This window comes from Micromonospora sp. WMMD729, from assembly GCF_049315225.1.
Lineage (GTDB): Bacteria > Actinomycetota > Actinomycetes > Mycobacteriales > Micromonosporaceae > Micromonospora.
Genome location: NZ_CP186059.1, coordinates 2,882,074 through 2,905,828 on the forward strand (window position 1 = coordinate 2,882,074; position 23,755 = coordinate 2,905,828).

A 23,755-nucleotide genomic window follows, 5' to 3' on the forward strand; every position below is an offset into this window, starting at 1 on the left:
ACCTGCCTGTGCGTCGCGGACCACGGTAGAGGCACGCCCGGGTGCCTGTCCCGACCCGGACGGCACCGCTCCGGTCGGGCGGTCCCGGGCCGGGCCCACCCCAACGCCGCCGATCTTGCACGTTCTGCTGCGACAAAGGGTGCGTATCCGATGAAGTCGACAACCGAAAGTGCAAGATCGCCGGCGTTGGGGCGGGGCGGGGCGGGGCGGGGCGGGGCGGGGCGGACCGGACCGGACCGGGGCGGGGCGGGGTGGGGTGGGGGTGGGTGGGGTGGATGGGGTGGTTACTCGTCGGCGCCGGGGGGTGTGGGGGTGGTGCGGGCGTCGCGGAGGGGGTCGGCGGTTGCCGCCGTGACGGGGAACGGGGGTGGCGTGCCGCCGAACGTGGGGCACAGCGCCTGGTGGCTGCACCAGTCACACAGTTTGCTCGGCCGGGGCCGGAAGTCCTGCCGGGCGGTGGCCTGCTCGATCGCCCGCCACAGCGCCACCACGGTGCGCTCGAAGCGGACCAGCTCGTCGGCGTCGGGGGTGTAGTCCAACACCTCGGCGTCGCGCAGGTAGAGCAGGCGTAGCACCCGGGGCACCACGCCCCGGGTGCGCCACAGCACCAGCGCGTAGAACTTCAGCTGGAACAGCGCCCGCGCCTCGAACGCCTCCCGGGGCGCGCCGCCGGTCTTGTAGTCGACGACCCGCAGCGCACCGTCCGGAGCCACGTCGAGCCGGTCGAGATAGCCCCGGATCAGCAGTTCCTCGTCGACGACCGCCGAGATCAGGCTCTCTCGCTCGGCCGGCTCCAGGCGGGTCGGATCCTCCACGGCGAAGTAGCCCTCCAGCAGCCCCGCCGCGGAGCGCAGGAACTCCACTGGGCCGGCCGGCTCGGCGTCGTCGAAGATCGCGGCCAGCTCCGGCTGCTCGGCGACGAGCCGGTCCCACTGGGGGGCCACCAGGTCACCGGCGGCGTCCGGTGTGCGACTCGACGCGGGCAGGTCGAACAGCCGCTCCAGCACCGCGTGCACCAACGTGCCCCGGGCCTGCTCGATGGTCGTGCGCTCGGGCAGCCGGTCGATGCTGCGGAACCGGTAGAGCAGCGGGCAGGTCTTGAAATCCGCCGCCCGCGACGGCGACAGCGAGGCCCGCACCGTCGGCGGCGGCTGCGCCGGGGAGGAGGACTGGGGGGTGGTGACCGGTTCCGCCGTCATGTGGGCAAAGGTTAGGGCACCGGTGTGACACCGCCCGCCGCCCGTCCCACCCCGGGCCGGTCCGTAGCATCGGTGCGATGGAGCAGACATCCCGGCCGCCGCGTCGGTCCGACCGGCGGCCCGGTCTGAACGTGGGTCGGGTCTTCGGGGTGCCCCTGCACCTCAACGCCTCGATGCTCCTGCTGGCCGTGCTGGTCGCCGTGCTCTACGCCGAGTTCGCCCGCCGACAACTGGACCTGCCGCAGCTCAGCGGCTACCTGATCGGCTTCGGGTTCGTGGTGTCCCTGCTCGGCTCGGTGCTGCTGCACGAGCTGGGCCACGCCCTCACCGCCCGCCGCTACGGCATCGGTGTGCGCGGAATCACCCTCGAACTGCTCGGTGGGTACACCGAGATGGAACGGGACGCTCCGACGCCCCGCATCGACCTGCTGGTCTCGCTGGCCGGCCCGGCGGTCTCCGCGGTGCTGGGCGTCCTCGCGGTCGCCGCCACCCTCGCCCTGCCGCCGGGCACCGTCGGCCACCAGCTCGCCTTCCAACTCGCGCTGAGCAACGTCATCGTCGCGGTGTTCAACATCCTGCCCGGGCTGCCGCTGGACGGCGGCCGGGCGCTGCGCGCCGCCGTGTGGGGCCTCACCCGTGACCGGCACCGCGGCACCGAGGTCGCCGGCTGGGCCGGCCGGGTCGTCGCCGTCGGCACCGCCGCCCTGGTCGGGCTGCTGACCGCGACCGACCATCTGGCGCCGGTGGCGCTGCCGCTGATGCTGCTGGTCGCCGTCACCCTCTGGCGCGGCGCCGGGCAGTCGATCCGCGCCGCCCGGGTCAGCCGGCGGTTCCCGCTTATCGACCTGGCCCACCTGGCCCGGCCGGTCTGGCCGGTGACCAGCGGCACGCCGCTGGCCGAGGCCCAGCGCCGCCGCGCCGAGGGCGGGCAGCCCGCCGCCGCGCTGCTGGTCACCAACTCCGCCGGCCACCCGGTGGCGCTGGTCGACCCGGCCGCCGCCGCGGCCGTACCCGCCGAGCGTCGCCCCTGGCTGGCGGTCGACTCGGTCGCTCGGCCGCTGACCGCCCTTCCCACCCTGGCGCTCGGGCTGGACGGCGAACGGGTGATGGAGGCCGTGCAGACCCACCCGGGCGCGCAGTACGTGGTGACGTCAGGCGAAGATGTCGTCGGCATTCTGCACATCGGGGACCTGGCACAGCTCCTCGAACCCAACCGGAAGATGACATCGTGACCGCAACTGACTCCACCGTCGGCGCCGACGCCGCCCCCCGGACGCTGACACCCGTGCACCGAGGCCCGTTCCGGCCCGGCGACCGCGTGCAGCTGACCGACCCCAAGGGGCGGATGCACACCGTCACGCTGGAGCACGGCAAGGAGTTCCACACCCACCGCGGCATCCTGGCGCACGACACGCTCATCGGGCTGCCCGACGGCAGCGTGGTGACCACCGCCGGCGGCGGCACCGCCTTCCTGGCGCTGCGCCCGCTGCTGTCGGACTACGTGCTCTCCATGCCGCGCGGCGCCCAGGTGATCTATCCGAAGGACTCGGCGCAGATCGTCGCGATGGGCGACATCTTCCCCGGCGCCAAGGTCCTCGAGGCCGGCGCGGGTTCCGGCGCGCTGAGCTGTTCCCTGCTGCGCGCCGTCGGCACCGAGGGCGAGCTGCACTCGTTCGAGCTGCGCGATGACTTCGCCCAGATCGCCAAGCGCAACGTCGAGGCGTTCTTCAACGGGCCGCACCCCTCCTGGCACCTGCACGTCGGCGACGTCGCGCAGTGCCAGGAGACCGGCTTCGACCGGATCATCCTGGACATGCTCACCCCCTGGGAGACCCTCGACATGGTCGAGCGGGCGTTGGTGCCCGGCGGCGTGTTCATCGGCTACGTCGCCACCACCCCGCAGCTCTCCGAGCTGGTCGAGGCGCTGCGCGAACGCGGCGGCTGGACCGAGCCGCGTGCCTGGGAGTCGCTGGTGCGCGACTGGCACGCCGAGGGCCTCGCCGTCCGCCCGGACCACCGCATGATCGCGCACACCGCGTTCCTGGTCTCCGCGCGCAAGCTCGCCCCGGGCGTCACCGCGCCGCCGCGTCGCCGCAAACCCAGCAAGGGCACCGAGGCGTACGCGCAGCGCCGCGAGGACCTGCGCGCGGCCGAGGCGGCCCGGCAGGCCGCCGCCGCCCAGGCCGCCGGCGCGCAGCCCGACGCGACGGGGGAGATGGACAGGCCGTGACCATCGGTGAGCGGGGGGAGGCGGCCCGATGAGCCGACCGGGCTACGGCGGCGGCGACCTGCCCGCCGTGTTTCCGGACTGGTCGCCCTACCAGGACCTGGAGTCGGCGGCGCGCGCCTATCTGCGGGACCCGGACGTCGCCCTGGAGGCGCTCGGCGGCGTGCTCCGCGGCGCCTCGGTGCTCGGCTTCACCCTGGAACGCTTCGTCAACGAGGTCAACGGCGTGTGGCAGGAGGTCGTCGTCTGTGACGGCAGCCGGCTCATCCTCTGGCACGGCGAGGACGTGCCGCCGGGGGAGGGGCCGCCGGGTTCGATGACGTCGTCGCTGCGGGTCGTGCCGGCCTCCACGGTCACCGAGGTGGGCTGCCGACGCCGGCTCAACCGCCTGGAGAACGGCGAGATCCGGGTCGACAGCATCGACGTCTACCTGCTGCTCACCTCGCTGGACGAGGCGCCGCCGAGCGAGGAGATGGCCGGTACGCCCCGGCACGACGCGCTGCGGTTCGGCAAGACCCTCGACGACGGCGGGGCCGGGCAGATCGCCCGGCTGGAGGAGTTCGCGCGGCTGGTCGCCTCGGTGGTCGGCCGGCCGATGCTCTGAGGCGTACCCCTGCTCGGGTCGGCGTCGCGCGGACCGCGCGACGCCGGCTCAGTCCTCGGCGTCCGGACCGGCGACCTCGACACCGTCGCCGCGCACCACGTGGATGCAGTCGCCCGGGCACTCCTTCGCGGAGTCGATCACTTCGAGCCGCAGGTGCGCGGGCACGTCGACCCGGCTGCCCGGCGCCATCCGCAGCTCGCCGTCGACACCCTTGACGTACGCCAGGCCGTCGATGTCGAACTCGAACACCTCCGGCGCGTACTGCACGCAGAGCCCATCGCCCGTGCAGAGATCCTGGTCCACCCAGACCTGCAACTCGTCGGTCGCGACCTCGGCCACCGGTGCACCCCCCATGTTCTCCCGTACCAGCCTCCGACGGTACCCGAACGCCGGTACCGGCCCCGCAGACCACCCCTTGGCGATCAAGGTTCAGTGACGAGGGTGTTGCGTGGGACCGAATCGGGCTCATAGCGGCTAGTGTTAGCTCAGAACGTTCAAGCCCCCCGGGGAGGTGGGACGTGGCAGCACGCAGCGACGACGCGGACTCGCGCGCCGCACGGTGGGAGAAGGAAGCCCACGATCTCTCCACGCAGGTCGCGTTCCTTCAGGAGGAACTCGCCCTGGTGCGGCGCAAGTTGACCGAAAGCCCCCGACACGTCCGGCAGCTCGAAGAGCGGCTGGCGGCCACCCAGGCACAGTTGGCGCGGCTGACCGAGAACAACGACCGGCTGGTGAGCACCCTCAAGGAGGCTCGCACGCAGATCGTCACGCTCAAGGAGGAGATCGACCGGCTCGCCCAGCCACCGAGTGGCTACGGAGTATTCCTGGCCAAGCACGACGACGGCACGGTGGACGTGTTCACCGGCGGCCGCAAACTGCGGGTCGCCGTCTCGCCCTCGCTGGACGTGGCCGAGCTGCGGCGCGGCCAGGAGGTCCTGCTCAACGACGCGCTCAACATCGTCGACGCGTTCGGGTACGAGCGGGTCGGCGAGGTGGTGATGCTCAAGGAGGTGCTGGAGGGACCGAACGGCGGGCCGGGTGACCGGGCGCTGGTGGTCTCCCACTCCGACGAGGAGCGCATCGTGCACCTCGCCGAGACGCTGATCGGTTCGGCGATCCGGGCCGGCGACTCGCTCATGATCGAGCCCCGCTCGGCGTACGCGTACGAGCGGATCCCGAAGAGCGAAGTCGAGGAGTTGGTCCTGGAGGAGGTGCCCGACGTCGACTACTCCGACATCGGTGGCCTCCAGTCCCAGATCGAGCAGATCCGCGACGCGGTGGAGCTGCCGTTCCTGCACGCGGACCTGTTCCGTGAGCACCAGCTCCGCCCACCCAAGGGCATCCTGCTCTACGGGCCACCCGGCTGCGGCAAGACGCTGATCGCGAAGGCGGTGGCCAACTCTCTGGCCAAGAAGATCGCCGAGCGGCAGGGCAAGGAGAAGCACACCAGCTTCTTCCTCAACATCAAGGGCCCGGAGCTGCTCAACAAGTACGTCGGCGAGACCGAGCGGCACATCCGGCTGATCTTCCAGCGGGCTCGGGAGAAGGCCGGCGAGGGCACCCCGGTAATCGTGTTCTTCGACGAGATGGACTCGATCTTCCGGACCCGTGGCTCCGGCGTCTCGTCCGACGTGGAGAACACCATCGTCCCGCAGCTGCTCAGCGAGATCGACGGCGTGGAGGGGCTGGAGAACGTCATCGTCATCGGCGCCTCCAACCGGGAAGACATGATCGACCCGGCGATCCTGCGCCCGGGCCGGCTCGACGTGAAGATCAAGATCGAGCGGCCGGACGCCGAGGCGGCCAAGGACATCTTCTCCAAGTACATCCTTTCCGGGCTGCCACTGCACCCGGACGACCTCGCCGAACACGGCACCGACGCGCAGGCCACGGTGGCCGCGATGATCGACGCCGTGGTCCTGCGGATGTACTCGGAGACCGAGGAGAACCGCTTCCTCGAGGTCACCTACGCCAACGGTGACAAGGAGGTCCTCTACTTCAAGGACTTCAACTCCGGCGCGATGATCCAGAACATCGTCGACCGGGCCAAGAAGATGGCCATCAAGGAATTCCTCACCTCCGGTCGCAAGGGGCTGCGCCTGCAGCACCTGCTCGACTCCTGCGTCGACGAGTTCCGCGAGAACGAGGACCTGCCCAACACCACCAACCCCGACGACTGGGCGCGCATCTCCGGCAAGAAGGGCGAACGGATCGTCTACATCCGCACGCTCGTCTCCGGCGGCAAGGGCGCCGAGGCCGGCCGGTCCATCGAGACCGCCAGCAACACCGGCCAGTACCTGTAGCCAGGCGCTGACACCAGCGGGGCCCGGAACGCGACGCGTCCCGGGCCCCGCTCGTCACACCGCCCCACACACACCCAGCCGACCCGGTACGCTGTGGCGCTTCCAACCCTGCGAACGTCGAGGAACCGCGTGCCGTCCGAACTCACCGTCACCGACCCGCCGGCACGCGCCGCAACCGACCCGGAAACCCCGCCGCCCGGCCACCCGTACCGCCGACTGCTCGTCGCGCTCGCGGTGGCCTGGCTGGTACCCACCGTGGCGTACCCCCTGCACCTGGCCTGGCTGCTGCCCCCGCTCGTGCTACTCGCCACGGCCAGCCTGCTCCGCGGCGGCAGCACCCTGCTCGACCGGCTCGTGCTCGCCATGCTGCTGCTCGTCGGCGCCACCACCATCGCCGGGCTGTTCTTCACCGTCTGGCCCTGGGGGCTGCACCCCGTCGCGGTCAGCGGCACCGCGCTCACCGCCCTCGCCCTCATCGCCACGGTGACCGGCCGACGTCCCACCCTGCCCCGACCCGGTTGGACCGACCTGCTGCCGGTCGCCGCCACCATCGCCGTCGTCGGCTACCTCGCGTCGCCCTGGCTGCGGGCCGGCACCCTCGCCGGCCGCCTCAGCCTGCTCGCCCTCGGCGAGGACAACTTCCGCCACGTCGCCCTCGTCGACGCCATCGGCCGGCTCGGCGGGTACGTCTTCCTCGACCCGTCGGCCTCCCGCGACGACATCGTCTCCCTGCTGGCCCGCTACCCGCAGGGTTGGCACCTCACCACCGCCCTGCTCGACGCGCACCTGCGTTCGGCCACCGGCACCGCCAGTGGCGCCAGCAGCATCAGCCACTACGAGTGGTGGTTCCTCGCCACCTTCGCCCTGCTTGTGATCACCCTCTTCTGGGCCGCCCAGCGCCTTCCCGGCCCCCTGCATCCGCTGCACCGAGTCGTCCTGACCGTCGTCGTCGGCGCCCTCGTCCTCGGCAGCCAACTGCCCCGGCTGCTGATTGCCGGCTACCCCAGCGAGGTCCTCGGGCTCGCGCTCGCCGTCGCCCTGACCGCGCTCGTCGTACGCCCGCTCGGCGGTAACCGGGAACAGCTCGTCCTGCTCGGCGCGCTGCTCACCGGCATCGGCTTCACCTACTACCTGTTCCTGCCCCCGGCCGGGCTGCTGGTGCTCGGCTGGCTCGTCGCGCACCGCCGAGAGTTGCTCCGCGTCCGCCGGACCGTGCTCGTCGTCGGCCTGGTCACCGCCCTGCTCGCACCGCTGCCCCTGCTGCTGGGCATCTTCGCCGCGAACCAGACCGAAGCCCTCGACGCCAAGGCCGGCCTGGAACTCGCCGAGGCGTGGCGGGCCCTGCTCGGCCTCACCCCGATCGTCCTGATCGGCCTCGTGATCCAGGCCCGTCGCGCCGACCGGGCCTGGCGCCGGCACATCGCCGCCGTGCTGGTGGCCGTCGGCTTCGCCCTCGCCATCGCCCTGGCCAACGTCCTCACCGGCGTCCAACCCGCCTACTACTTCATGAAGGGCGTGCACCTCGCCACCGTCGGGCTCGTCGTCGGTGCGGCCGCCCTCGTCGTGCTGCTGCCCGTCCCGTCCGGCGACGCCGGCCGCCCCCGAGCACGCGCCGCCGTCGCCGCTCTCGCCGCCGTCCTGGCCGGGCTCACCGCCGTGATCCTCTGCGGGCTCACCGGTTGGAGTCGGAGCCTGCTCGTGGTCGACAAGCAGAGCTGGACGCAGAGCTGGGTCGACCACGACGTCGACAACCCGATGAGGGTCGCCCAGGTGTGCGCTGCGGCCTACCACCGTTACCTCGAGAAGCCGGGTACGGTCACCGTCGTGCTCGACCGGACCGGCTACCGGGGTTACGTCGAGTCGATATGTCTCTCCGCCCTGCAGGGCACCACCGGGCAGACCGAGAAGGCGATCTATCTGCCGACGTTGTTCGAGGAGCCCGAACGCACCCGGATGATGCTGCGTACCACCCGAGGTCCGCTCCGCCTGGTGATCAGCGATCCCGCCGCGCAACGACGCGTCGACAAGCTGCTGACCCAGTACCCGGACCTGCGCGGCCGGGTCACCACCGTTCCCATGACCATCAAATACTGAGCCCGGCGGGCGGGCGCGTGGAACGACACCCGTGACCCGCCCGCACCGGCGCGCCCCCCTCGGAGAACAGTCGGACTACGCTCGACATGACGGGGACCGGGTCGGGCGAGCGAAGCGGGTAGGTCGATGAGCGTAAGACGGATCATGGGTACCGAGGTCGAGTACGGCATCTCCGTACCCGGCCAGGCCGGAGCCAACCCGATGGTCACCTCGTCCCAGGTGGTCAACGCCTACGGAGCCCGGCCCGAACTCAACCGGGGTGGGCGCGCCCGCTGGGACTACGAGGAGGAGTCGCCACTGCGCGACGCCCGCGGCTTCACCTACTCCGGAGCCGCCTACGACCCCGCCGAGGCCCTCGCCGACGAGGACCTGGGCCTGGCCAACGTGATACTCACCAACGGCGCACGCCTCTACGTGGACCACGCGCACCCGGAATACTCCACCCCCGAGGTCACCACCCCCCGGGACGTGGTGCGCTGGGACAAGGCCGGCGAGCGGGTGATGGCCGAGGCGTCCCGCCGGGCCGCCACCATTCCCGGCAGCCAGCCGATCCACCTCTACAAGAACAACACCGACAACAAGGGCGCGAGCTACGGCGCCCACGAGAACTACCTGATGCGCCGGCAGACCCCGTTCGCCGACATCGTGGCGTACCTGACGCCCTTCTTCGTGACCCGCCAGATCGTCTGCGGCGCCGGCCGCGTCGGCATCGGGCAGGACGGCGGCCAGAGCGGCTTCCAGATCTCCCAGCGCGCGGACTTCTTCGAGGTCGAGGTCGGCCTCGAGACCACCCTCAAGCGACCGATCATCAACACCCGCGACGAGCCGCACGCCGACGCCGACAAGTACCGCCGCCTGCACGTCATCATCGGCGACGCCAACCTCTCCGAGATCTCCACCTACCTCAAGGTCGGCACCACCGCGCTCATCCTCACCATGATCGAGGAGAAGGCGCTCGGCGCCGACCTCGGCATCGCCGACCCGGTCAGCGAACTGCGCGCGGTCAGCCACGACCCCAGCCTCACGCACCTCATGCGGCTGCGCGACGGCCGCCGGCTGACCGCCCTGGACGTGCAGTGGGCGTACCTCGAACGGGTCCGGTCCTTTGTCGACGACCGGTACGGCGCCGACGTCGACGAGCAGACCGCCGACGTGCTGGACCGGTGGGAGGGCGTCCTGGACCGGCTCGGCCGCGACCCCATGCTCTGCGTCGACGAGTTGGACTGGGTGGCCAAGCTGCGGCTGCTGGAGGGCTACCGGGAGCGGGAGAAGCTCGGCTGGGGCTCCCACAAGCTCCAGCTCGTCGACCTGCAGTACTCCGACGTACGCCCGGAGAAGGGCCTCTACAACCGGCTCGTCTCCCGGGGGGCGATGAAGACACTGCTCACCGACGAGGAGGTCCGCAGCGCGATGACCGAGCCGCCGGAGGACACCCGGGCCTACTTCCGGGGCCGCTGCCTCGCCCAGTACGCCTCCGAGGTGGTCGCCGCGAGCTGGGACTCGGTCATCTTCGACGTCGGCCGGGAGTCGCTGGTCCGGGTGCCGATGATGGAGCCGGAGCGGGGCACGCGGGCGCACGTCGGAGCGCTGTTCGACCGCTGCGCCAGCGCCAAGGACCTGCTGGAGACGTTGACCGGCGGCTGAACCCGCCAACCGAATGCCCGCTGTGCGCCGCAAGCCGGCGCGCGGCGGGCTTTTCGTCGCCTGGGCGAGGTAAGTTCATCGCAGACGATCGTGGAGGAGGCAGCAATGGCCACTCATGACAGCGGCGGCCAGTCGCAGTCCGGCAAGTCCCGCCAGGGCGAGGAGATCGAGGACGTCACCACCGAGGCCAACCCCGAGGTGGCCGAGCGGCACGCCGAGATTACCGAGGACGTCGACGACCTGCTCGACGAGATCGACTCCGTCCTGGAGGAGAACGCAGAAGAGTTCGTGAGAGGTTACGTGCAAAAGGGAGGTCAGTGAACATATAGGGTTAATTCGGACATGCCCTACGCGAGTGATGACCGCGACGGACTTCGCCGCTGCCGAGACTGTGGCGAGTGGAAGTCGCTCGATGTTTTCTGCGCCAGTTCGAAGAGGCCGGGTGGGCGGGGCAGCTACTGCAAGCCCTGCTTCAACGAGCGCTCCAAGGCAAGTTATGCGCGTCGGGTGAAGGCCAAGTTCGACCGTGAGGTGCGGCCAGCCCGCGTCGTGCCAGAGGGGCACAAGTACTGCCCGACCTGCGATGCGGTCAAGCCGTTCGATGCCTTCCCCCGGAACCGGGCGGACAGCTCCGGGTACGCCAGCTACTGCAAGCCCTGCCACAACACAAAGACCAGAGAGACGAAAGAGCGGCTGTACGGGGGTATCCGCGAATACCACCTGCGGCATCGCTACGGCATCGGGGAGAAGGAGTTTCAGGAGCTCCTGACCGAGCAGGGCGGGGTCTGCGCGATCTGCGGCGGCACGGACCCGCAACATCTGGACCACGATCATCGCACCGGATGGGTGCGCGGGATACTCTGCTTCAACTGCAACGGTGGTCTTGGCCAGTTCCGTGACAGTCCTACGAGGCTGGCCAGGGCGATCACGTACCTGAGAGGAACCACGTGGCAGCGGGCTTTGATCCATCCGGGCGTCTACCAGATGTGTTCACCAACGCGGGGACGTCCTCCTTCACCACGTTCTTGAGCCGGGTGGCGCCCGAGATGCTGCCCGGTCGTCGACCGCTGCCCCCGGGCATGGCCGCCGACCTGGCGCCGCACGCGACCACGATCGTTGCCATCTCGGCCGCCGGTGGCGTCGTGATGGCCGGCGACCGGCGGGCCACCATGGGCAACCTGATCGCCCAGCGCGACATCGAGAAGGTGCACCCGGCCGACGCGTACTCCCTGGTCGGTATCGCGGGCACCGCGGGCATCGGCATCGAGCTGATGCGACTGTTCCAGGTGGAGCTGGAGCACTACGAGAAGATCGAGGGCGCGATGCTCTCGCTCGACGGCAAGGCCAACCGGCTGGCGTCGATGATCCGGGGCAACCTGGGCGCGGCCATGCAGGGCCTCGCCGTGGTGCCGCTGTTCGCGGGCTTCGACCTGGCCGCCGGTGACCCGGCGCGGGCCGGGCGGATCTTCAGCTTCGACGTGACCGGTGGTCCGTACGAGGAGACCGGGTACGACGCTATCGGCTCCGGCTCGCTGTTCGCCAAGTCGGCGCTCAAGAAGCGTTTCCGGACCGGGCTGTCGCTCGAGGACGCGACCCGGCTCGCGGTCGAGGCGCTCTACGACGCGGCCGACGACGACACCGCGACCGGCGGACCGGACCTGACCCGCCGGATCTATCCGGTGGTGATGACCGCGACCGCCGAGGGCACCCGCCGGTTGACCGACACCGAGACGGCGGCGATCGCCGAGGGTGTGGTCGCCGGTCGGATGGAGAACCCGGGCGGATGAGCGCCGTCCACCCCCACCAGTCAGCAGTCGTCAGCACAGCGCCGTAAGGAGAACCGCCGCCGTGGCCATGCAGTTCTACGCCTCGCCCGAACAGATCATGCGCGACCGCTCCGAGCTGGCCCGCAAGGGCATCGCCCGGGGGCGCAGCGCGGTGGTCCTGAGCTACTCCGGCGGGGTGCTCTTCGTCGCGGAGAACCTCTCCAGCGCCCTGCACAAGGTCAGTGAGATCTACGACCGGATCGGCTTCGCCGCGGTCGGCCGGTACAACGAGTTCGAGAACCTGCGTCGCGCCGGGGTGCGGATGGCCGACCTGAACGGCCTGAGCTACGACCGGCGGGACGTGACCGGGCGCGCGCTCGCCAACGCCTTCGCGCAGACGCTGGGCGCGATCTTCACCGAGCAGTCGAAGCCGTTCGAGGTGGAGATCTGTGTGGCGGAGGTCGGGGCCACGGCGGACGACGACGAGTTGTACCGGCTCACCTACGACGGGTCGGTCAACGACGAGCCGGGCCGGATGGCGATGGGTGGTCAGGCCGAGGCGATCACCGGCGTGTTGAAGTCGCAGCACCGGGCGGACATGTCCCTCGGCGAGGCGGTCCGGGTGGCGGTGCAGGCGTTGAGCACCGTTGGCGGTGAGGGCGGCGCGGCCCGTACGATCGCCGCCAACCAGCTTGAGGTGGCGGTGCTGGATCGTCAGCGGGTGGGGCGTACGTTCCGGCGGATCACCGGGGCGGCGCTGACGGCGCTGCTCGACGGTGACGTCGCGGCGGCGGAGCAGTCGGTCGAGGCGGGTGGGCCGGACACGCCGACGCAGCCGACCACGGAGGCGCACAAGCCGACGACGTCGGCGGGCTCCGCCGACCTGGAGGACAAGCCCGCAGACGGCAAGTAAGCGACAGCGACAGCGGCGGGCGAGCCCTTCGGGCTCGCCCGCCGCGTGCGTTCCCCACCCCACCCCACCCCACCCCACCCCACCCCACCCTGCCCGCCCCACCTCACCTCGCCGATCTTGCACTTTCGGTTGCCGTTGCGCACCTTTTGCGGGCATTAGTCACGACAGAAAGTGCAAGATCGACGAGGTGGGGGCGGGGTGTCATGGGGACTCGGTTTTTAGGGCGGGTCCTAGGAGCAGTCCGCCGTCGACGACGTGCTCGGTGCCGGTGATGAAGGCGGCGTCGGGCGAGGCGAGGAACAGCAGCATGGCGGTGATGTCGGCGGGCTGTCCGAGTCGGGGGACGGCGAACGGCTCCGGGGTGTAGAAGTCGGCGATCGGGGCGGCCGCGCCCGCTGCCGGTTCGGTGATGAACGCGGTGGCGACGACGCCGGGGTGGATGGTGTTGACGCGGATGTTGTCGCGGCCCAGTTCGAGGGCGGCGGTCTGGGTGAGCCCGCGGATGGCCCACTTGCTGGCGACGTAGGGCGCGTAGTGGGCGGTGCCTCCAAAGCCCATGACGGAGGCGATGTTGACGATCACCCCACCGCCGGCTCGGCGCAGCGCTGGTGCGGCGGTCTTGATGCCGAGGAACGTGCCGGTGAGGTTGATGTCCAGGATGCGCGCCCAGGTGGCCTGGTCGGTGGACTCGATGAGGGCCGGCGGGTTCTGCACGCCGGCGTTGTTGACCAGGATGGTGAGCGCGCCGAACGCGTCCTCGGTCGCCGCGACGGCGGCGGCCCACGACTTCTCGTCGGAGACCTCGAGGCGTACGAAGAGCGCGCGGTCCCCGAGTTCGGCGGCGAGGGCGGCACCGCGATCGGCGTTGGTGCCCCCGATGACGACGTTGGCGCCCTCGGCGTGCAGGGCGCGTACGTGGCTGGCACCCTGCCCGCCGGTGCCGCCGGTGACGAGGGCGGTGTGCGCGGTGAAGCGGGACATGCGGTCCTCCAGGAAAGCCAATGGTGAGTCGTGTGACTCACCATGGCAACGGTACGTCGCCTCCGGTGGTGAGTCAACCCACTCACCTCGCTATGATGGCCGCATGACGACCTATCACCAGCGGGTGGCTCAGCAGAAGCGCGCGCTGATCGTGCAGGCCGCCACGCAGCTGTTCCTGGAGCTGGGCTACGACCGGTCGTCGCTGGCGCGCATCGCCGAGGAGGCCGGGGTGTCGAAGGCGACGCTCTTCAAGCAGTTCCCGACGAAGGCGGCCCTGTTCGACGCCATCGTCGTCGACTCCTGGGCCGGCGGTGACGACGCCGCGGTGCCGTCCGTGGGTGACCTGGAAGCCGGTCTGACCGCGCTCGGGCGGCACTATGCGACGCTGTTGGGCCGGCCGGGGATGGTGGATCTGTTCCGCATCGTCATCGCCGAGTTGCCCCGCTTCCCGGAGCTGGCGAAGGCGCACTTCGCCGGGGGGAAGCTGCCGTACTTCGAGACGGTTCAGCGCTACCTCGTGGCCGAGCGCGACGCGGGAACGGCGGACATCGCCGACCCGCAGATGGCCGCCACGCAGTTCCTCGGGATGATCTCCAACTACCTGTTCTGGCCGTGCCTGCTGGTCCCTGGCTGGACGGTGACCCCGGACCGCGCCGGCGGGGTGGTGGACGACGCCGTCCGCACGATGGTCGCACGGTACGACCGGCACGCGAACCGGTAGCACCGAGGGTTCAGGTCACCGCGCAGCCGACCGGGCCGCGCGCCACGTGACCACGCACGGGCACGGTGCCCCGGATGCCAGAGATCTTGGAACGAATCGGCCCCGCCCGGGGCGGGTGCCCTCCAAAATCTCTTTGCTGTTGCTGCCCGAGGCAGCGCGGGGGCCGGTGGCGGGTGCCCGGGCGGGGCGGGTGTGGGCGCCGCGTGGGTCAGGGGGCGGTGGTCACCCGTGCGACTGCTTCGCGGGTGGGGGTGAGGGCCGGCGCGGTGGTGCGGGTGCCGCGCAGCAGGACCGCCATGGTGGCGGCGACCACGACGGAGCCGATGGCGTAGCCGAGTTCGACCCGCAGGGCGGTCGCGACCGGGGCCAGGGTGGCGGCGACCAGCGCGGCCACGCCGACCGCCCAGGCGACCGCCTGGGCGCGGTGCCGGTCGAGGGCCAGCAGCGCCTGGCCGAGGACCATCGCCCAGAGGTAGGCGACGGTGGCAGCGGCGAGCCAGGCGAAGTCGCCGTGGCCGAGGACGTCGGGGGCGTCGAAGAGGGTCTGCACCAGCCACGGGCCGAGCAGGACGGCGAGCACGGCACCGGTGAGGCCGAGCGCGGTGACGATGCCCAGGGCCCGGCGCAGGAGACTGTTGAAGGCCGTGCGGTCGCCCGTGGCAGCGGAAGTGGCGAGGCCGGGCAGCAGGGACGCCTGGAGCGAGGCGAAGACGAACAGCGGGATCCGGACCAGCACCAGGGCGGAGAGCAACGCGCCGGCGGTGGCCACGTCGGAGGGGTCCAGTACCTTGACGTTGATCACGCCGATGTTGACGACCACCTGGGAGAGCAGGCTGGACGTGATGAGCAGGCCGAGGCCGCGCAGGAACGCGGCCCAGGCGACGGGGACGCCGCCGCCGACGGCCCGCAGCACGGGCGGGGCGCTGAGCGCCACGCCGATCAGCGGCGCGGCGATCAGCACCGCGCCGAACCAGATGGGGGAGGTGACGCCGGTCAGGCCGAGCAGGGCGACGAGGGCGATGCGCAGGCCGCCGTCGACGGCGAGTTGGGTGCCGTACCAGGGGAACAGTTGCAGGCCGGAGAGCACGCCGCGGGTGGTGTGCGCGACGGCCAGCGCGGCGAGCGACCCGATCAGGACGGCGACCATGCGGTCGTCGCCCGCGAAGAGCCGGTCGGCGAGCGGCGCCCGGGCGACGATGATCAGCGCGACGACCGCGACGAGCAGGCCGAGGGCCAGGGCGGCCCCCCGGGCCAGGACCGGCCCGGGGGTGAGGCCCTGGCTGTGCCGGGCGGCGACGAGGCGGGCGACCTCCTGTTCGACGGGCATGAACAGGCCGATGCCGAGGGTGAAGACGATCGTCCAGAGCGCCGCGAGCGACGAGTAGTCGGCCTCGGTGAGGCTGTGCCCGGCGACGGCCAGGTGGACGTAGGAGGCGAGCCCCAGCAGGGCCAGGCCGGCGCCGACGGCGATGGTGCCCGGTGGGACGAGACTCAGGAGCCGGCGGATCACCGGCGAATGAGCGCCAACGTGAGGACGGCGAAGGCCCGACCGAGGTAGATCATGGCCTTGGCCGGTGAGTGGCTGGGGGTGCCGGCCATCCGCTTGCGCATGGCCACCGGCACCTGGCGGATGGTGTAACCCCGCCGGGCGGTGTGCACGAGCGTCTCGACCGTGTCGCCCAGGTACTCCACGGGATACCAGGTGGCGAACATGTCGATCACCCGGCGGTTGGCGGCCCGGAACCCGGAGGTGGTGTCGGTGAGCTTGGTGCGGGCGACGCGGGACAGCACGCCGGAGAGCATGACCATGGCCCAGCGGCGGGGGCCGCGGACGTTGTAGTCGCCCTCGCCGGCGAACCGGGCGCCGATCACCAGGTCGGTCTCGTCGAGCAGGTCGACGAGCTTCGGCACGTACCGGGGGTCGTGCTGGCCGTCCGCGTCGATCTGGATGGCCACGTCGTAGTCGTGGTCGCGGGCGTACCGGTACCCCACTCGCATGGCGCCGCCGACACCAAGGTTGTACGGGAGTTTCGCGACCCGGGCGCCGGCGGCGGAGGCGACGGCGGCGGTGCGGTCGGTGGAGCCGTCGTCGACGACGAGCACGTCGACGCCGGGCAGTTCGCCGCGGACCTCACCGACGACGTCGGCGATCGAGCCGGACTCGTTGAGCGCCGGGATGATGATCAGGACCCGCTTGCCGTTAACCATCGTGCGACACCAGTTCGTCTCGGGCCGCCCGGTCCGCGTCGATCTCGGCGCGGAGCAGGGCGAAGTCTTCTGCCAGGGTCCGGGTCTCTTCCTCCAGGGCGCTGACCTCCCAGCTGAGGTGCACGCAGACCAGCAACAGGAAGACGATGCCGAGGAAGAGCACGAGGCTGACACCGGAGGCGACGCCGAGGAGTTCGGCGACGTTGTCGAGCAGCCGGGGGAACAGGGACAACGGGATCACGATGATCAGCACGGCGAGCCAGAGCATGCCGTACTTCTCGCGCAGCTGACGACGGCGCAGCAGCTCGACGATGGTGCCGAGCAGAATCAGGCCGGTCAAGCCGGTGACGAGGGTGAGCTTCATGCGACCTTCCACGGGGCGGGTGGAGCGGGGGAGTGGAACGCGTCAACCAGGGTGGAGTGCCAGTCCGGAAGTGGCGGCAGACCCGCGGCCGCCCAGCGGTTGTGCCCTAGCACACTGTACGCCGGACGGGGAGCGGGACGAGGATACCGGTCGCTGGTGGTGGGTTGGATCCGGTCCGGGTCCAGACCGGCCACCGTGAACGCGGCGCGGGCCAGCCCGTACCAGGTGGTCTCGCCGGCGCAGGTGCCGTGGTAGACGCCGGGAGCCGCGCGACCGGCCAGGGCGGCGTCGGCGAGCGCGACCAGACGCTCGGCGAGCCGGTACGACCAGGTGGGCTGCCCGTGCTGGTCGTCGACCACGTCGAGGTGCTCGCGTTGGCCGGCCAGCCGCAGCATGGTGGCCACGAAGTTCGGCCCGTGCGCGCCGTACAGCCACGCGGTGCGGACGACGTACCCGGTGTCCGGCAGCAGGCGGGCGACGGCCTGCTCACCGACCAGCTTGCCGCGCCCGTACGCGTTGACGGGCGCGGTCGGCGCGTCCTCCGGGTAGGGGGAGTCGGCGTCGCCGGCGAGGACGTAGTCGGTGGAGACCTGGATCAACCGGGTGCCGCCGGTGGCGCACGCCGCAGCGAGGTTCGCCACGCCGTGGCCGTTGACGGCGGTGGCCGCCGCCTCGTCGGCTTCCGCACCGTCGACGTCGGTCCACGCGGCGGCGTTGATCACGACGTCGTGTCCGGCGACGGCGTGGCGGACCGCAGTGGGGTCGGTGATGTCCAGGTCGGCACGGGCGGCGGCGGTGACCTTCAGGTCGGGCCGGGCCTCCAGGACGGTGACCAGGTCCCGGCCGAGCATCCCCCCGGCGCCGGTGACGAGTAGTCGGGTCATGCGGTGGGGGCCGACTTCAGCGGCTCCCACCAGGCCCGGTTCTCCTGGTACCAGCGCACGGTGTCGGCGAGGCCGTCGTCGAGAGTGATGCTGGGCTGGTAGCCCAGCTCTTCGCTGATCTTGCCGATGTCGAGGGAGTACCGGCGGTCGTGGCCCTTGCGGTCGGTGACCGGGACGACCCGGTCCCAGTCAGCGCCGCAGGCGTCCAGCAGCCGACCGGTCAGCTCCTTGTTGGTCAGCTCGGTGCCGCCGCCGATGTTGTAGACCTCGCCGGCGCGACCCTTCTGCTGGACCAGCGCGATGCCCCGGCAGTGGTCGTGCACGTGCAGCCAGTCGCGGATGTTGCCGCCGTCGCCGTACAGCGGAACCGTCCCGCCGTCGAGCAGGTTGGTCACGAACAGCGGGATGACCTTCTCCGGGAACTGGTACGGACCGTAGTTGTTGGAGCAGCGGGTCACGACCACGTCCATGCCGTGGGTGCGGTGGTAGGCCAGCGCGAGCAGGTCGGAGCCGGCCTTCGAGGCCGAGTACGGGGAGTTCGGGGCGAGCGGCCAGGTCTCCGTCCAGGAGCCCTCGTCGATCGAGCCGTACACCTCGTCGGTGGAGACGTGCACGAAGCGGACGGTGCCGTGCCGCAGCGCCGCGTCGAGCAGGGTCTGCGTGCCGAGCACGTTGGTGGTGACGAACGGCGCGGCGCCGGCGATCGAGCGGTCGACGTGCGATTCGGCCGCGAAATGCACGATCACGTCGTGCCCGGCGACCACCTCGTCGACGACGGTCGGATCGCAGATGTCGCCCTGCACGAACCGCAGCCGCGGGTCGTCGCGCACCGGGTCGAGGTTCGCCAGGTTGCCCGAGTAGGTCAACTTGTCGAGCACGGTCACGACCGCCGGTTCGAGCGGGGGCACGCCCTCGGCACTGCCCAGGGGTTTGCCCAGCAGCAGTCGAACGTACTCCGACCCGATGAATCCGGCTCCGCCGGTGACGAGGATCCTCACGGGTCCGAAAGTGTACGCGACGTTCGTCGGCGGACGTGGGACGCGACCCCCACGCACGTTCCGTAGCCGTGCCGGTAGGCTTCGCCGGTGCGTGGAATCCTACTCGCCGGCGGCACCGGTTCCCGGCTCTGGCCGATCACCCGGGCAGTGTCCAAGCAGCTGATGCCGGTCTTCGACAAACCGATGATCTACTACCCGCTCTCCACACTGGTGATGTCCGGGGTCCGGGAGATCCTGGTGATCACGACACCGGAGGACCAGGACCAGTTCCGTCGGCTGCTCGGCGACGGCAGCCAGTTCGGGTTGCGGCTGGAGTATGTCAGCCAGGAGCGCCCGGAGGGCATCGCGCAGGCGTTCATTCTTGGTGCGGATTTCATCGGTGACGAGTCGGTGGCGTTGATCCTCGGCGACAACATCTTCCACGGCGTGGGGCTGGGCCGGCAGCTCGCCGACCACGGTGACCCCGTCGGCGGCCGGGTCTTCGCGTACCAGGTGGCCAATCCGCAGGAGTACGGCGTGGTCGACTTCGACGCCGACGGCCGGGTGCTCTCGATCGAGGAGAAGCCGGCCCTGCCGAAGTCCCGCTACGCGGTGCCCGGCCTGTACTTCTACGACAATCGGGTGGTCGACATCGCCCGCAAGCTCACCCCGAGCGCTCGGGGCGAGCTGGAGATCACCGCCGTCAACGAGGTGTACCGGGAGACCGGCGAGCTGTCGGTGACGGTGCTCGATCGCGGCACCGCGTGGCTGGACACCGGCACCTTCACCTCGATGATGCAGGCCGGCGAGTTCGTCCGGGTGGTCGAGGAGCGACAGGGCCTCAAGATCGGTTGCGTGGAGGAGGTGGCCTGGCGGGCCGGCCTCATCGACGACGACCAGCTCCGCGCGCTGGCCGAGCCGCTGGTCAAGAGCGGTTACGGCGACTACCTGTTCGGGCTGCTGGCCGAGAAGAACGAAGCGCGGGTGGGTCGGTGAAGATCCGGGAGCTGAGCATCGAGGGCGCCTGGGAGATCACCCCCCAGCAGCACGGCGACCCGCGCGGCATGTTCATGGAGTGGTACCGCTTCGACAAGCTCGCCGAGGCGGTGGGGCATCCGCTGCGCCTGGCCCAGGCCAACCTGTCGGTCTCGGCGCGCGGCGTGGTGCGCGGTGTCCACTTCGCCGACGTACCCCCCGGGCAGGCCAAGTACGTGACCTGCGTGCGGGGCGCGGTCCTCGACGTGATCGTCGACCTGCGGGTCGGCTCGCCGACCTTCGGCCGCTGGGAGGGCGTCCGGCTGGACGACACCGACCGGCGGGCCGTCTACCTCAGCGAGGGGCTGGGGCACGGGTTCTGCGCGCTGACCGACGACGCGACGCTGAGCTACCTCTGCTCGGCCACGTACAACCCGACGGGCGAGCACGCGGTGCACCCGCTCGACGAGGAACTGGGCATCGAGTGGCCCGCCGACACCCCGCTGCTGTCCGCGCGCGACGACGCCGCGCCGACCCTCGCGCAGGCCCGCGAGAGCGGCCTGCTGCCGGAGTACGACGCGTGCCGGCGGTTCGTGGCGAGCCTCGGACCGGACGGAATGTCGCACTCAGCCGGTATGTGACCACCCCTCGGGCACGACCTGTGGTGTGACAGTGACGAACCGGGCCTCCGGGCGGCTAATGTCTCATCATGGAGCGGCGAATCTTCGGCCTCGAGACCGAGTACGGCGTCACCTGCACCTATCGCGGGCAGCGGCGGCTGTCCCCGGACGAGGTCGCGCGGTATCTGTTCCGGCGCGTCGTGTCCTGGGGTCGGTCGAGCAACGTGTTCCTGCGCAACGGGGCCCGTCTCTACCTGGACGTCGGGTCACACCCGGAGTACGCGACACCGGAGTGCGACTCGGTGACCGACCTGGTGGCCCACGACCGGGCCGGCGAGCGGATCCTGGAGGGGTTGCTCGTCGACGCGGAGAAGCGGCTGCACGACGAGGGCATCGCGGGTGAGATCTACCTGTTCAAGAACAACACCGACTCGGCCGGCAACTCGTACGGCTGCCACGAGAACTACCTGGTCTCCCGGCACGGGGAGTTCGGTCGGCTCGCCGACGTGCTCATCCCGTTCCTGGTGACCCGACAGTTGATCTGCGGAGCCGGCAAGGTGCTGCAGACCCCGCGCGGCGCGGTCTACTGCCTGTCCCAGCGGGCCGAGCACATCTGGGAGGGCGTCTCGTCGGCGACCACCCGCAGCCGTCCGATCATCAACACCCGCGACGAGCCGCACGCCGACGCCGAGCGCTACCGCCGGCTGCACGTCATCGTCGGCGACTCCAACATGAACGAGGTCACCACGCTGCTCAAGGTCGGCACCGCCGACATCGTGCTGCGGATGATCGAGGCCGGTGTGGTCATGCGGGACCTGTCGCTGGAGAACCCGATCCGGGCGATCCGCGAGGTGTCGCACGACATCACCGGCCGCCGCAAGGTGCGCCTGGCCTCCGGCAAGGAGGTCAGCGCGCTGGACATCCAGCAGGAATATCTGGCCAAGGCCACCGAGTTCGTCGAGCGGCGCGGCGGCGACCAGGCCGCCAAGCGGGTGGTCGAGCTGTGGGGCCGGGTGCTGCACGCGGTGGAGACCGGTGACCTGGAGCCGGTCTCCCGTGAGATCGACTGGGTGAGCAAGCTGCGGCTGATCGAGCGGTACCAGCGCAAGCACGACCTGCCGCTGTCGCACCCCCGGGTGGCGCAGATGGACCTGGCGTACCACGACGTGCGTCGCGGTCGTGGTCTCTACGGGCTGTTGGAGCGCCGCGGCGAGGTGGACCGGGTCGCCACCGACCCGGAGATCTTCGAGGCCAAGGAGACCCCGCCACAGACCACCCGGGCGCGGCTGCGCGGCGAGTTCATCCGGCACGCCCAGGAGAAGCGGCGCGACTTCACCGTCGACTGGGTGCACCTGAAGCTCAACGACCAGGCGCAGCGCACCGTGCTCTGCAAGGACCCCTTCCGGGCGTACGACGAGCGGGTGGAACGGCTGATCGCCAGCATGTGAAGGGTCCGCCGGCCCCGCCGACGGTGTACGTCGACGGGGCCGGCGCAACCGGTAGGCTGAGCGCGCCATGACGACTTCTGGACCATCCGACCCCACCGAGCGCGGCACCGAGCGGCAGAACTGGGTCGAGCGCCGGCGGGAGAAGATCCGCGCCGAGATCGAGCGCAACCGGCGCGGTGAGTACACCGTGCCGACCTGGGTGCTGGCCGTGGCGCTGGTGCTCATCGTGGGCGGCTGGCTCGCCCTGATCTTCCTATCCTGAACCGCGCCTGTCGGCTCCGGTCAGCGTTCGCTGCCGTGCTCACCCGCCCCGCCCCGCTGGTCGTGGCGGCCGTCACCGGTGTCGATCGCCCAGTCGGTGTCGGCCGTCGTCGGGGCGGTCGTCTCGCGGGGTGCGTGTTCGCTCATGGACGCGACGGTACCGACGACTTGTCATGAACCTGTGAGGCTTCGGTAGGGATCCGATGGCGCGACGCCATGCCCTGCCCACCCCGCTCGGCCGGTTTCCGTACCTGACCCGTCGGGGCCAGCGGTTGGCCCGGCCGGGTCGGCTCGTCGGGTACCCGCCCGGCGTCGCCGTCGCCGGCAGGTCCGTCTGCCGTGCGCGTCGGCGACACCAGGACGTGACGACGCGGGAGGCGATCATGAACGACCGGACGGTGCCGCAGCCCGAACGCGGCGGTGGGGGATGGGTGGACCCCGGGCCACGCGACGTGGTCCGCGACCGGCAGAACCCCGACCTGTTGACCCCACCGAGCACGGACGCGGGCACCCTGCCCAACCTGCGGTTCTCCTTCTCCGACGCGCACACCCGGGTGCAGCGCGGCGGATGGACCCGGGAGGTGACCGTACGGGAGTTGCCGATCGCCACCGAGCTGTGTGGCGTGGACATGGCGCTGGAACCGGGCGGGTACCGGGAGATGCACTGGCACAAGCAGTCCGAGTGGGCGTACGTGTCGCGCGGCAGCGCCCGGATCAGCGCGGTCGACCAGGAGGGCCGCAACTTCCTCGACGACGTACGCGCCGGTGACCTCTGGTTCTTCCCGCAGGGGGTGCCGCACCACATCCAGGCCCTCGACGAGGGCGTGGAGTTCCTGCTGGTCTTCGACGACGGCGCGTTCACCGAGAACGGCACGTTCCTGATCAGCGACTTCTTCGCGCACACCCCGAAGGAGGTGCTGGCCAAGAACTTCGGGTGGCGGCTCGACCAGCTCGACTCGATCCCCGAGCGGGAGAAGTACATCTTCGCCGGGCAGGTACCGCCGCCGCTGGATGCGGACCGAGTCGTCAGCCCGACCGGGGACGTGCCCCGCAGCCTCAGCCACCGGCTCCTCGCGCAGAAGCCGCAGCGGTTCCCGGGCGGGCAGGTGCGCATCGCCGACGTCACCCAGTTCGCCGCGTCGACCACGATCTGCGCCGCGCTGGTCGAGGTGGACCCGGGCGGGATGCGGGAGCTGCACTGGCACCCCACCGACGACGAGTGGCAGTACTACCTGTCCGGCCACGGTCGGATGGGCGTGTTCGCCAGCTCCGGGGTGGCCGGCACCTTCGACATGCGCTCCGGTGACGTCGGGTACGTGCCGTTCGCGTACGGCCACTACATCGAGAACCTCGGCACCGAGCCGCTGGTGTTCCTGGAGATGTTCCGCAAGCCCCGGTTCGAGTCCGTGTCGCTGACCCAGTGGATGGCGAACACCCCGCCCGAGGTCAGCGCCGACACCCTCAACCTGCCCCGAGAACTGATCGAGGCCCTACCCCGCGACCAACGCCCGGTGATCCGCTGACCCCACTGGCGGCTCCCGGTGATCAAGAGGTTGGCGTCAACAT

General features: G+C 70.9%; 25 protein-coding genes. 16 read left to right on the plus strand and 9 right to left on the minus strand.

Going from position 1 to position 23,755, the window contains the following annotated elements; all coding sequences use genetic code 11:
• Nucleotides 1-284: 284 nt before the first annotated feature.
• Nucleotides 285-1,199: a RecB family exonuclease gene (locus tag ACN263_RS13250; RefSeq protein WP_422740102.1), complete on the minus strand. Its 915-nt coding sequence runs from the start codon at nt 1,197-1,199 to the stop codon at nt 285-287.
• A 173-nt stretch (nt 1,200-1,372) separates the two neighbouring features.
• Between ACN263_RS13250 and ACN263_RS13255 the strand changes: the two genes are divergently transcribed.
• From ACN263_RS13255 to ACN263_RS13265, 3 genes are read left to right on the plus strand one after another with little or no spacing between them, the layout of a single operon-like run.
• Nucleotides 1,373-2,431 (plus strand): site-2 protease family protein, encoded by a 1,059-nt coding sequence (locus ACN263_RS13255; RefSeq protein ID WP_422740700.1) that lies wholly within the window; start codon nt 1,373-1,375, stop codon nt 2,429-2,431.
• Nucleotides 2,428-3,429, plus strand: coding sequence for a tRNA (adenine-N1)-methyltransferase (locus ACN263_RS13260; protein WP_422740103.1), 1,002 nt, complete (start codon nt 2,428-2,430; stop codon nt 3,427-3,429). Before ACN263_RS13255 ends, ACN263_RS13260 begins: the two co-directional genes overlap by 4 nt.
• Before the next feature lie 28 nt (nt 3,430-3,457).
• Complete coding sequence (locus ACN263_RS13265) at nt 3,458-4,030, plus strand: hypothetical protein (protein WP_357948206.1); 573 nt, start codon at nt 3,458-3,460, stop codon at nt 4,028-4,030.
• Nucleotides 4,031-4,078: 48 nt separating this feature from the next.
• On the opposite strand, the gene ACN263_RS13270 is transcribed toward ACN263_RS13265, so the two are convergent.
• Nucleotides 4,079-4,369, minus strand: coding sequence for a ferredoxin (locus ACN263_RS13270; RefSeq protein WP_355421412.1), 291 nt, complete (start codon nt 4,367-4,369; stop codon nt 4,079-4,081).
• Nucleotides 4,370-4,548: 179 nt separating this feature from the next.
• Between ACN263_RS13270 and arc the strand changes: the two genes are divergently transcribed.
• The 7 genes from arc to prcA all read left to right on the plus strand — a co-directional run bounded on the left by arc (nt 4,549) and on the right by prcA (nt 12,750).
• The gene (gene arc / locus ACN263_RS13275; RefSeq protein WP_422740104.1) at nt 4,549-6,333 is read left to right on the plus strand and encodes a proteasome ATPase; all 1,785 of its coding nucleotides are present in this window, start codon (nt 4,549-4,551) and stop codon (nt 6,331-6,333) included.
• A 129-nt stretch (nt 6,334-6,462) separates the two neighbouring features.
• Complete coding sequence (locus ACN263_RS13280) at nt 6,463-8,427, plus strand: hypothetical protein (protein WP_422740105.1); 1,965 nt, start codon at nt 6,463-6,465, stop codon at nt 8,425-8,427.
• Nucleotides 8,428-8,553: 126 nt separating this feature from the next.
• Nucleotides 8,554-10,071, plus strand: coding sequence for a depupylase/deamidase Dop (dop, locus tag ACN263_RS13285; protein WP_422740106.1), 1,518 nt, complete (start codon nt 8,554-8,556; stop codon nt 10,069-10,071).
• 105 nt (nt 10,072-10,176) lie between these two features.
• On the plus strand, nt 10,177-10,392 hold the full coding sequence (locus ACN263_RS13290) for a ubiquitin-like protein Pup (protein ID WP_030332902.1): 216 nt from the start codon (nt 10,177-10,179) through the stop codon (nt 10,390-10,392).
• Nucleotides 10,393-10,578: 186 nt separating this feature from the next.
• Nucleotides 10,579-11,100, plus strand: coding sequence for an endonuclease VII domain-containing protein (locus ACN263_RS13295; protein WP_422740108.1), 522 nt, complete (start codon nt 10,579-10,581; stop codon nt 11,098-11,100).
• Complete coding sequence (gene prcB / locus ACN263_RS13300) at nt 11,019-11,858, plus strand: proteasome subunit beta (RefSeq protein ID WP_355053022.1); 840 nt, start codon at nt 11,019-11,021, stop codon at nt 11,856-11,858. The genes ACN263_RS13295 and prcB overlap by 82 nt, the downstream gene beginning before the upstream one ends.
• 61 nt (nt 11,859-11,919) lie before the next feature.
• Complete coding sequence (gene prcA, locus ACN263_RS13305) at nt 11,920-12,750, plus strand: proteasome subunit alpha (RefSeq protein WP_422740109.1); 831 nt, start codon at nt 11,920-11,922, stop codon at nt 12,748-12,750.
• A 201-nt stretch (nt 12,751-12,951) separates the two neighbouring features.
• Here the strand turns inward: prcA and ACN263_RS13310 are convergent, their stop codons facing one another.
• Nucleotides 12,952-13,731: an SDR family NAD(P)-dependent oxidoreductase gene (locus ACN263_RS13310; RefSeq protein WP_422740110.1), complete on the minus strand. Its 780-nt coding sequence runs from the start codon at nt 13,729-13,731 to the stop codon at nt 12,952-12,954.
• Between the two features lie 103 nt (nt 13,732-13,834).
• Between ACN263_RS13310 and ACN263_RS13315 the strand changes: the two genes are divergently transcribed.
• Nucleotides 13,835-14,452, plus strand: a complete 618-nt coding sequence (locus ACN263_RS13315) for a TetR/AcrR family transcriptional regulator (RefSeq protein WP_422740111.1) — start codon at nt 13,835-13,837, stop codon at nt 14,450-14,452.
• A gap of 208 nt (nt 14,453-14,660) precedes the next feature.
• Here the strand turns inward: ACN263_RS13315 and ACN263_RS13320 are convergent, their stop codons facing one another.
• The 5 genes from ACN263_RS13320 to rfbB are packed head-to-tail and all read right to left on the minus strand — an operon-like array spanning nt 14,661 to nt 18,906.
• On the minus strand, nt 14,661-15,962 hold the full coding sequence (locus ACN263_RS13320) for a polysaccharide biosynthesis protein (protein ID WP_422740112.1): 1,302 nt from the start codon (nt 15,960-15,962) through the stop codon (nt 14,661-14,663).
• Nucleotides 15,959-16,660, minus strand: coding sequence for a glycosyltransferase family 2 protein (locus ACN263_RS13325; protein WP_357119253.1), 702 nt, complete (start codon nt 16,658-16,660; stop codon nt 15,959-15,961). The genes ACN263_RS13320 and ACN263_RS13325 overlap by 4 nt, the downstream gene beginning before the upstream one ends.
• On the minus strand, nt 16,653-17,024 hold the full coding sequence (locus ACN263_RS13330; RefSeq protein WP_422740113.1) for a DUF2304 domain-containing protein: 372 nt from the start codon (nt 17,022-17,024) through the stop codon (nt 16,653-16,655). The genes ACN263_RS13325 and ACN263_RS13330 overlap by 8 nt, the downstream gene beginning before the upstream one ends.
• Entirely contained in the window at nt 17,021-17,908 is an 888-nt protein-coding gene (gene rfbD, locus ACN263_RS13335) for a dTDP-4-dehydrorhamnose reductase (RefSeq protein ID WP_422740114.1), read from the minus strand. The genes ACN263_RS13330 and rfbD overlap by 4 nt, the downstream gene beginning before the upstream one ends.
• The gene (gene rfbB, locus ACN263_RS13340; RefSeq protein WP_422740115.1) at nt 17,905-18,906 is read right to left on the minus strand and encodes a dTDP-glucose 4,6-dehydratase; all 1,002 of its coding nucleotides are present in this window, start codon (nt 18,904-18,906) and stop codon (nt 17,905-17,907) included. The genes rfbD and rfbB overlap by 4 nt, the downstream gene beginning before the upstream one ends.
• An 87-nt stretch (nt 18,907-18,993) precedes the next feature.
• Between rfbB and rfbA the strand changes: the two genes are divergently transcribed.
• The 4 genes from rfbA (at nt 18,994) to ACN263_RS13360 (ending at nt 22,190) form a co-directional block, all read left to right on the plus strand.
• On the plus strand, nt 18,994-19,881 hold the full coding sequence (gene rfbA / locus ACN263_RS13345) for a glucose-1-phosphate thymidylyltransferase RfbA (protein WP_422740116.1): 888 nt from the start codon (nt 18,994-18,996) through the stop codon (nt 19,879-19,881).
• A complete protein-coding gene (gene rfbC, locus ACN263_RS13350) occupies nt 19,878-20,501 on the plus strand; it encodes a dTDP-4-dehydrorhamnose 3,5-epimerase (protein WP_422740117.1) in 624 nt (207 codons plus the stop codon). Before rfbA ends, rfbC begins: the two co-directional genes overlap by 4 nt.
• 68 nt (nt 20,502-20,569) lie before the next feature.
• On the plus strand, nt 20,570-21,928 hold the full coding sequence (gene pafA / locus ACN263_RS13355) for a Pup--protein ligase (RefSeq protein WP_089021075.1): 1,359 nt from the start codon (nt 20,570-20,572) through the stop codon (nt 21,926-21,928).
• Nucleotides 21,929-21,995: 67 nt separating this feature from the next.
• The gene (locus tag ACN263_RS13360; protein ID WP_422740118.1) at nt 21,996-22,190 is read left to right on the plus strand and encodes a hypothetical protein; all 195 of its coding nucleotides are present in this window, start codon (nt 21,996-21,998) and stop codon (nt 22,188-22,190) included.
• A gap of 20 nt (nt 22,191-22,210) precedes the next feature.
• Here the strand turns inward: ACN263_RS13360 and ACN263_RS13365 are convergent, their stop codons facing one another.
• Nucleotides 22,211-22,336: a hypothetical protein gene (locus ACN263_RS13365; RefSeq protein ID WP_422740119.1), complete on the minus strand. Its 126-nt coding sequence runs from the start codon at nt 22,334-22,336 to the stop codon at nt 22,211-22,213.
• Nucleotides 22,337-22,392: 56 nt separating this feature from the next.
• Between ACN263_RS13365 and ACN263_RS13370 the strand changes: the two genes are divergently transcribed.
• Entirely contained in the window at nt 22,393-23,712 is a 1,320-nt protein-coding gene (locus tag ACN263_RS13370) for an oxalate decarboxylase family bicupin (protein WP_422740120.1), read from the plus strand.
• Nucleotides 23,713-23,755: the final 43 nt, after the last annotated feature.

Coding starts and splice junctions, on each gene's coding strand:
- ACN263_RS13330 (WP_422740113.1), bottom strand. CDS start 17,024: ATGAAGCTCACCCTCGTCACCGGCTTGACCGGCCTGATTCTGCTCGGC.
- ACN263_RS13370 (WP_422740120.1), top strand. CDS start 22,393: ATGGCGCGACGCCATGCCCTGCCCACCCCGCTCGGCCGGTTTCCGTAC.
- ACN263_RS13310 (WP_422740110.1), bottom strand. CDS start 13,731: ATGTCCCGCTTCACCGCGCACACCGCCCTCGTCACCGGCGGCACCGGC.
- ACN263_RS13365 (WP_422740119.1), bottom strand. CDS start 22,336: ATGAGCGAACACGCACCCCGCGAGACGACCGCCCCGACGACGGCCGAC.
- ACN263_RS13250 (WP_422740102.1), bottom strand. CDS start 1,199: ATGACGGCGGAACCGGTCACCACCCCCCAGTCCTCCTCCCCGGCGCAG.
- rfbD (WP_422740114.1), bottom strand. CDS start 17,908: ATGACCCGACTACTCGTCACCGGCGCCGGGGGGATGCTCGGCCGGGAC.
- ACN263_RS13360 (WP_422740118.1), top strand. CDS start 21,996: ATGACGACTTCTGGACCATCCGACCCCACCGAGCGCGGCACCGAGCGG.
- ACN263_RS13315 (WP_422740111.1), top strand. CDS start 13,835: ATGACGACCTATCACCAGCGGGTGGCTCAGCAGAAGCGCGCGCTGATC.
- pafA (WP_089021075.1), top strand. CDS start 20,570: ATGGAGCGGCGAATCTTCGGCCTCGAGACCGAGTACGGCGTCACCTGC.
- ACN263_RS13255 (WP_422740700.1), top strand. CDS start 1,373: ATGCTCCTGCTGGCCGTGCTGGTCGCCGTGCTCTACGCCGAGTTCGCC.
- ACN263_RS13325 (WP_357119253.1), bottom strand. CDS start 16,660: ATGGTTAACGGCAAGCGGGTCCTGATCATCATCCCGGCGCTCAACGAG.
- dop (WP_422740106.1), top strand. CDS start 8,554: ATGAGCGTAAGACGGATCATGGGTACCGAGGTCGAGTACGGCATCTCC.
- ACN263_RS13290 (WP_030332902.1), top strand. CDS start 10,177: ATGGCCACTCATGACAGCGGCGGCCAGTCGCAGTCCGGCAAGTCCCGC.
- ACN263_RS13265 (WP_357948206.1), top strand. CDS start 3,458: ATGAGCCGACCGGGCTACGGCGGCGGCGACCTGCCCGCCGTGTTTCCG.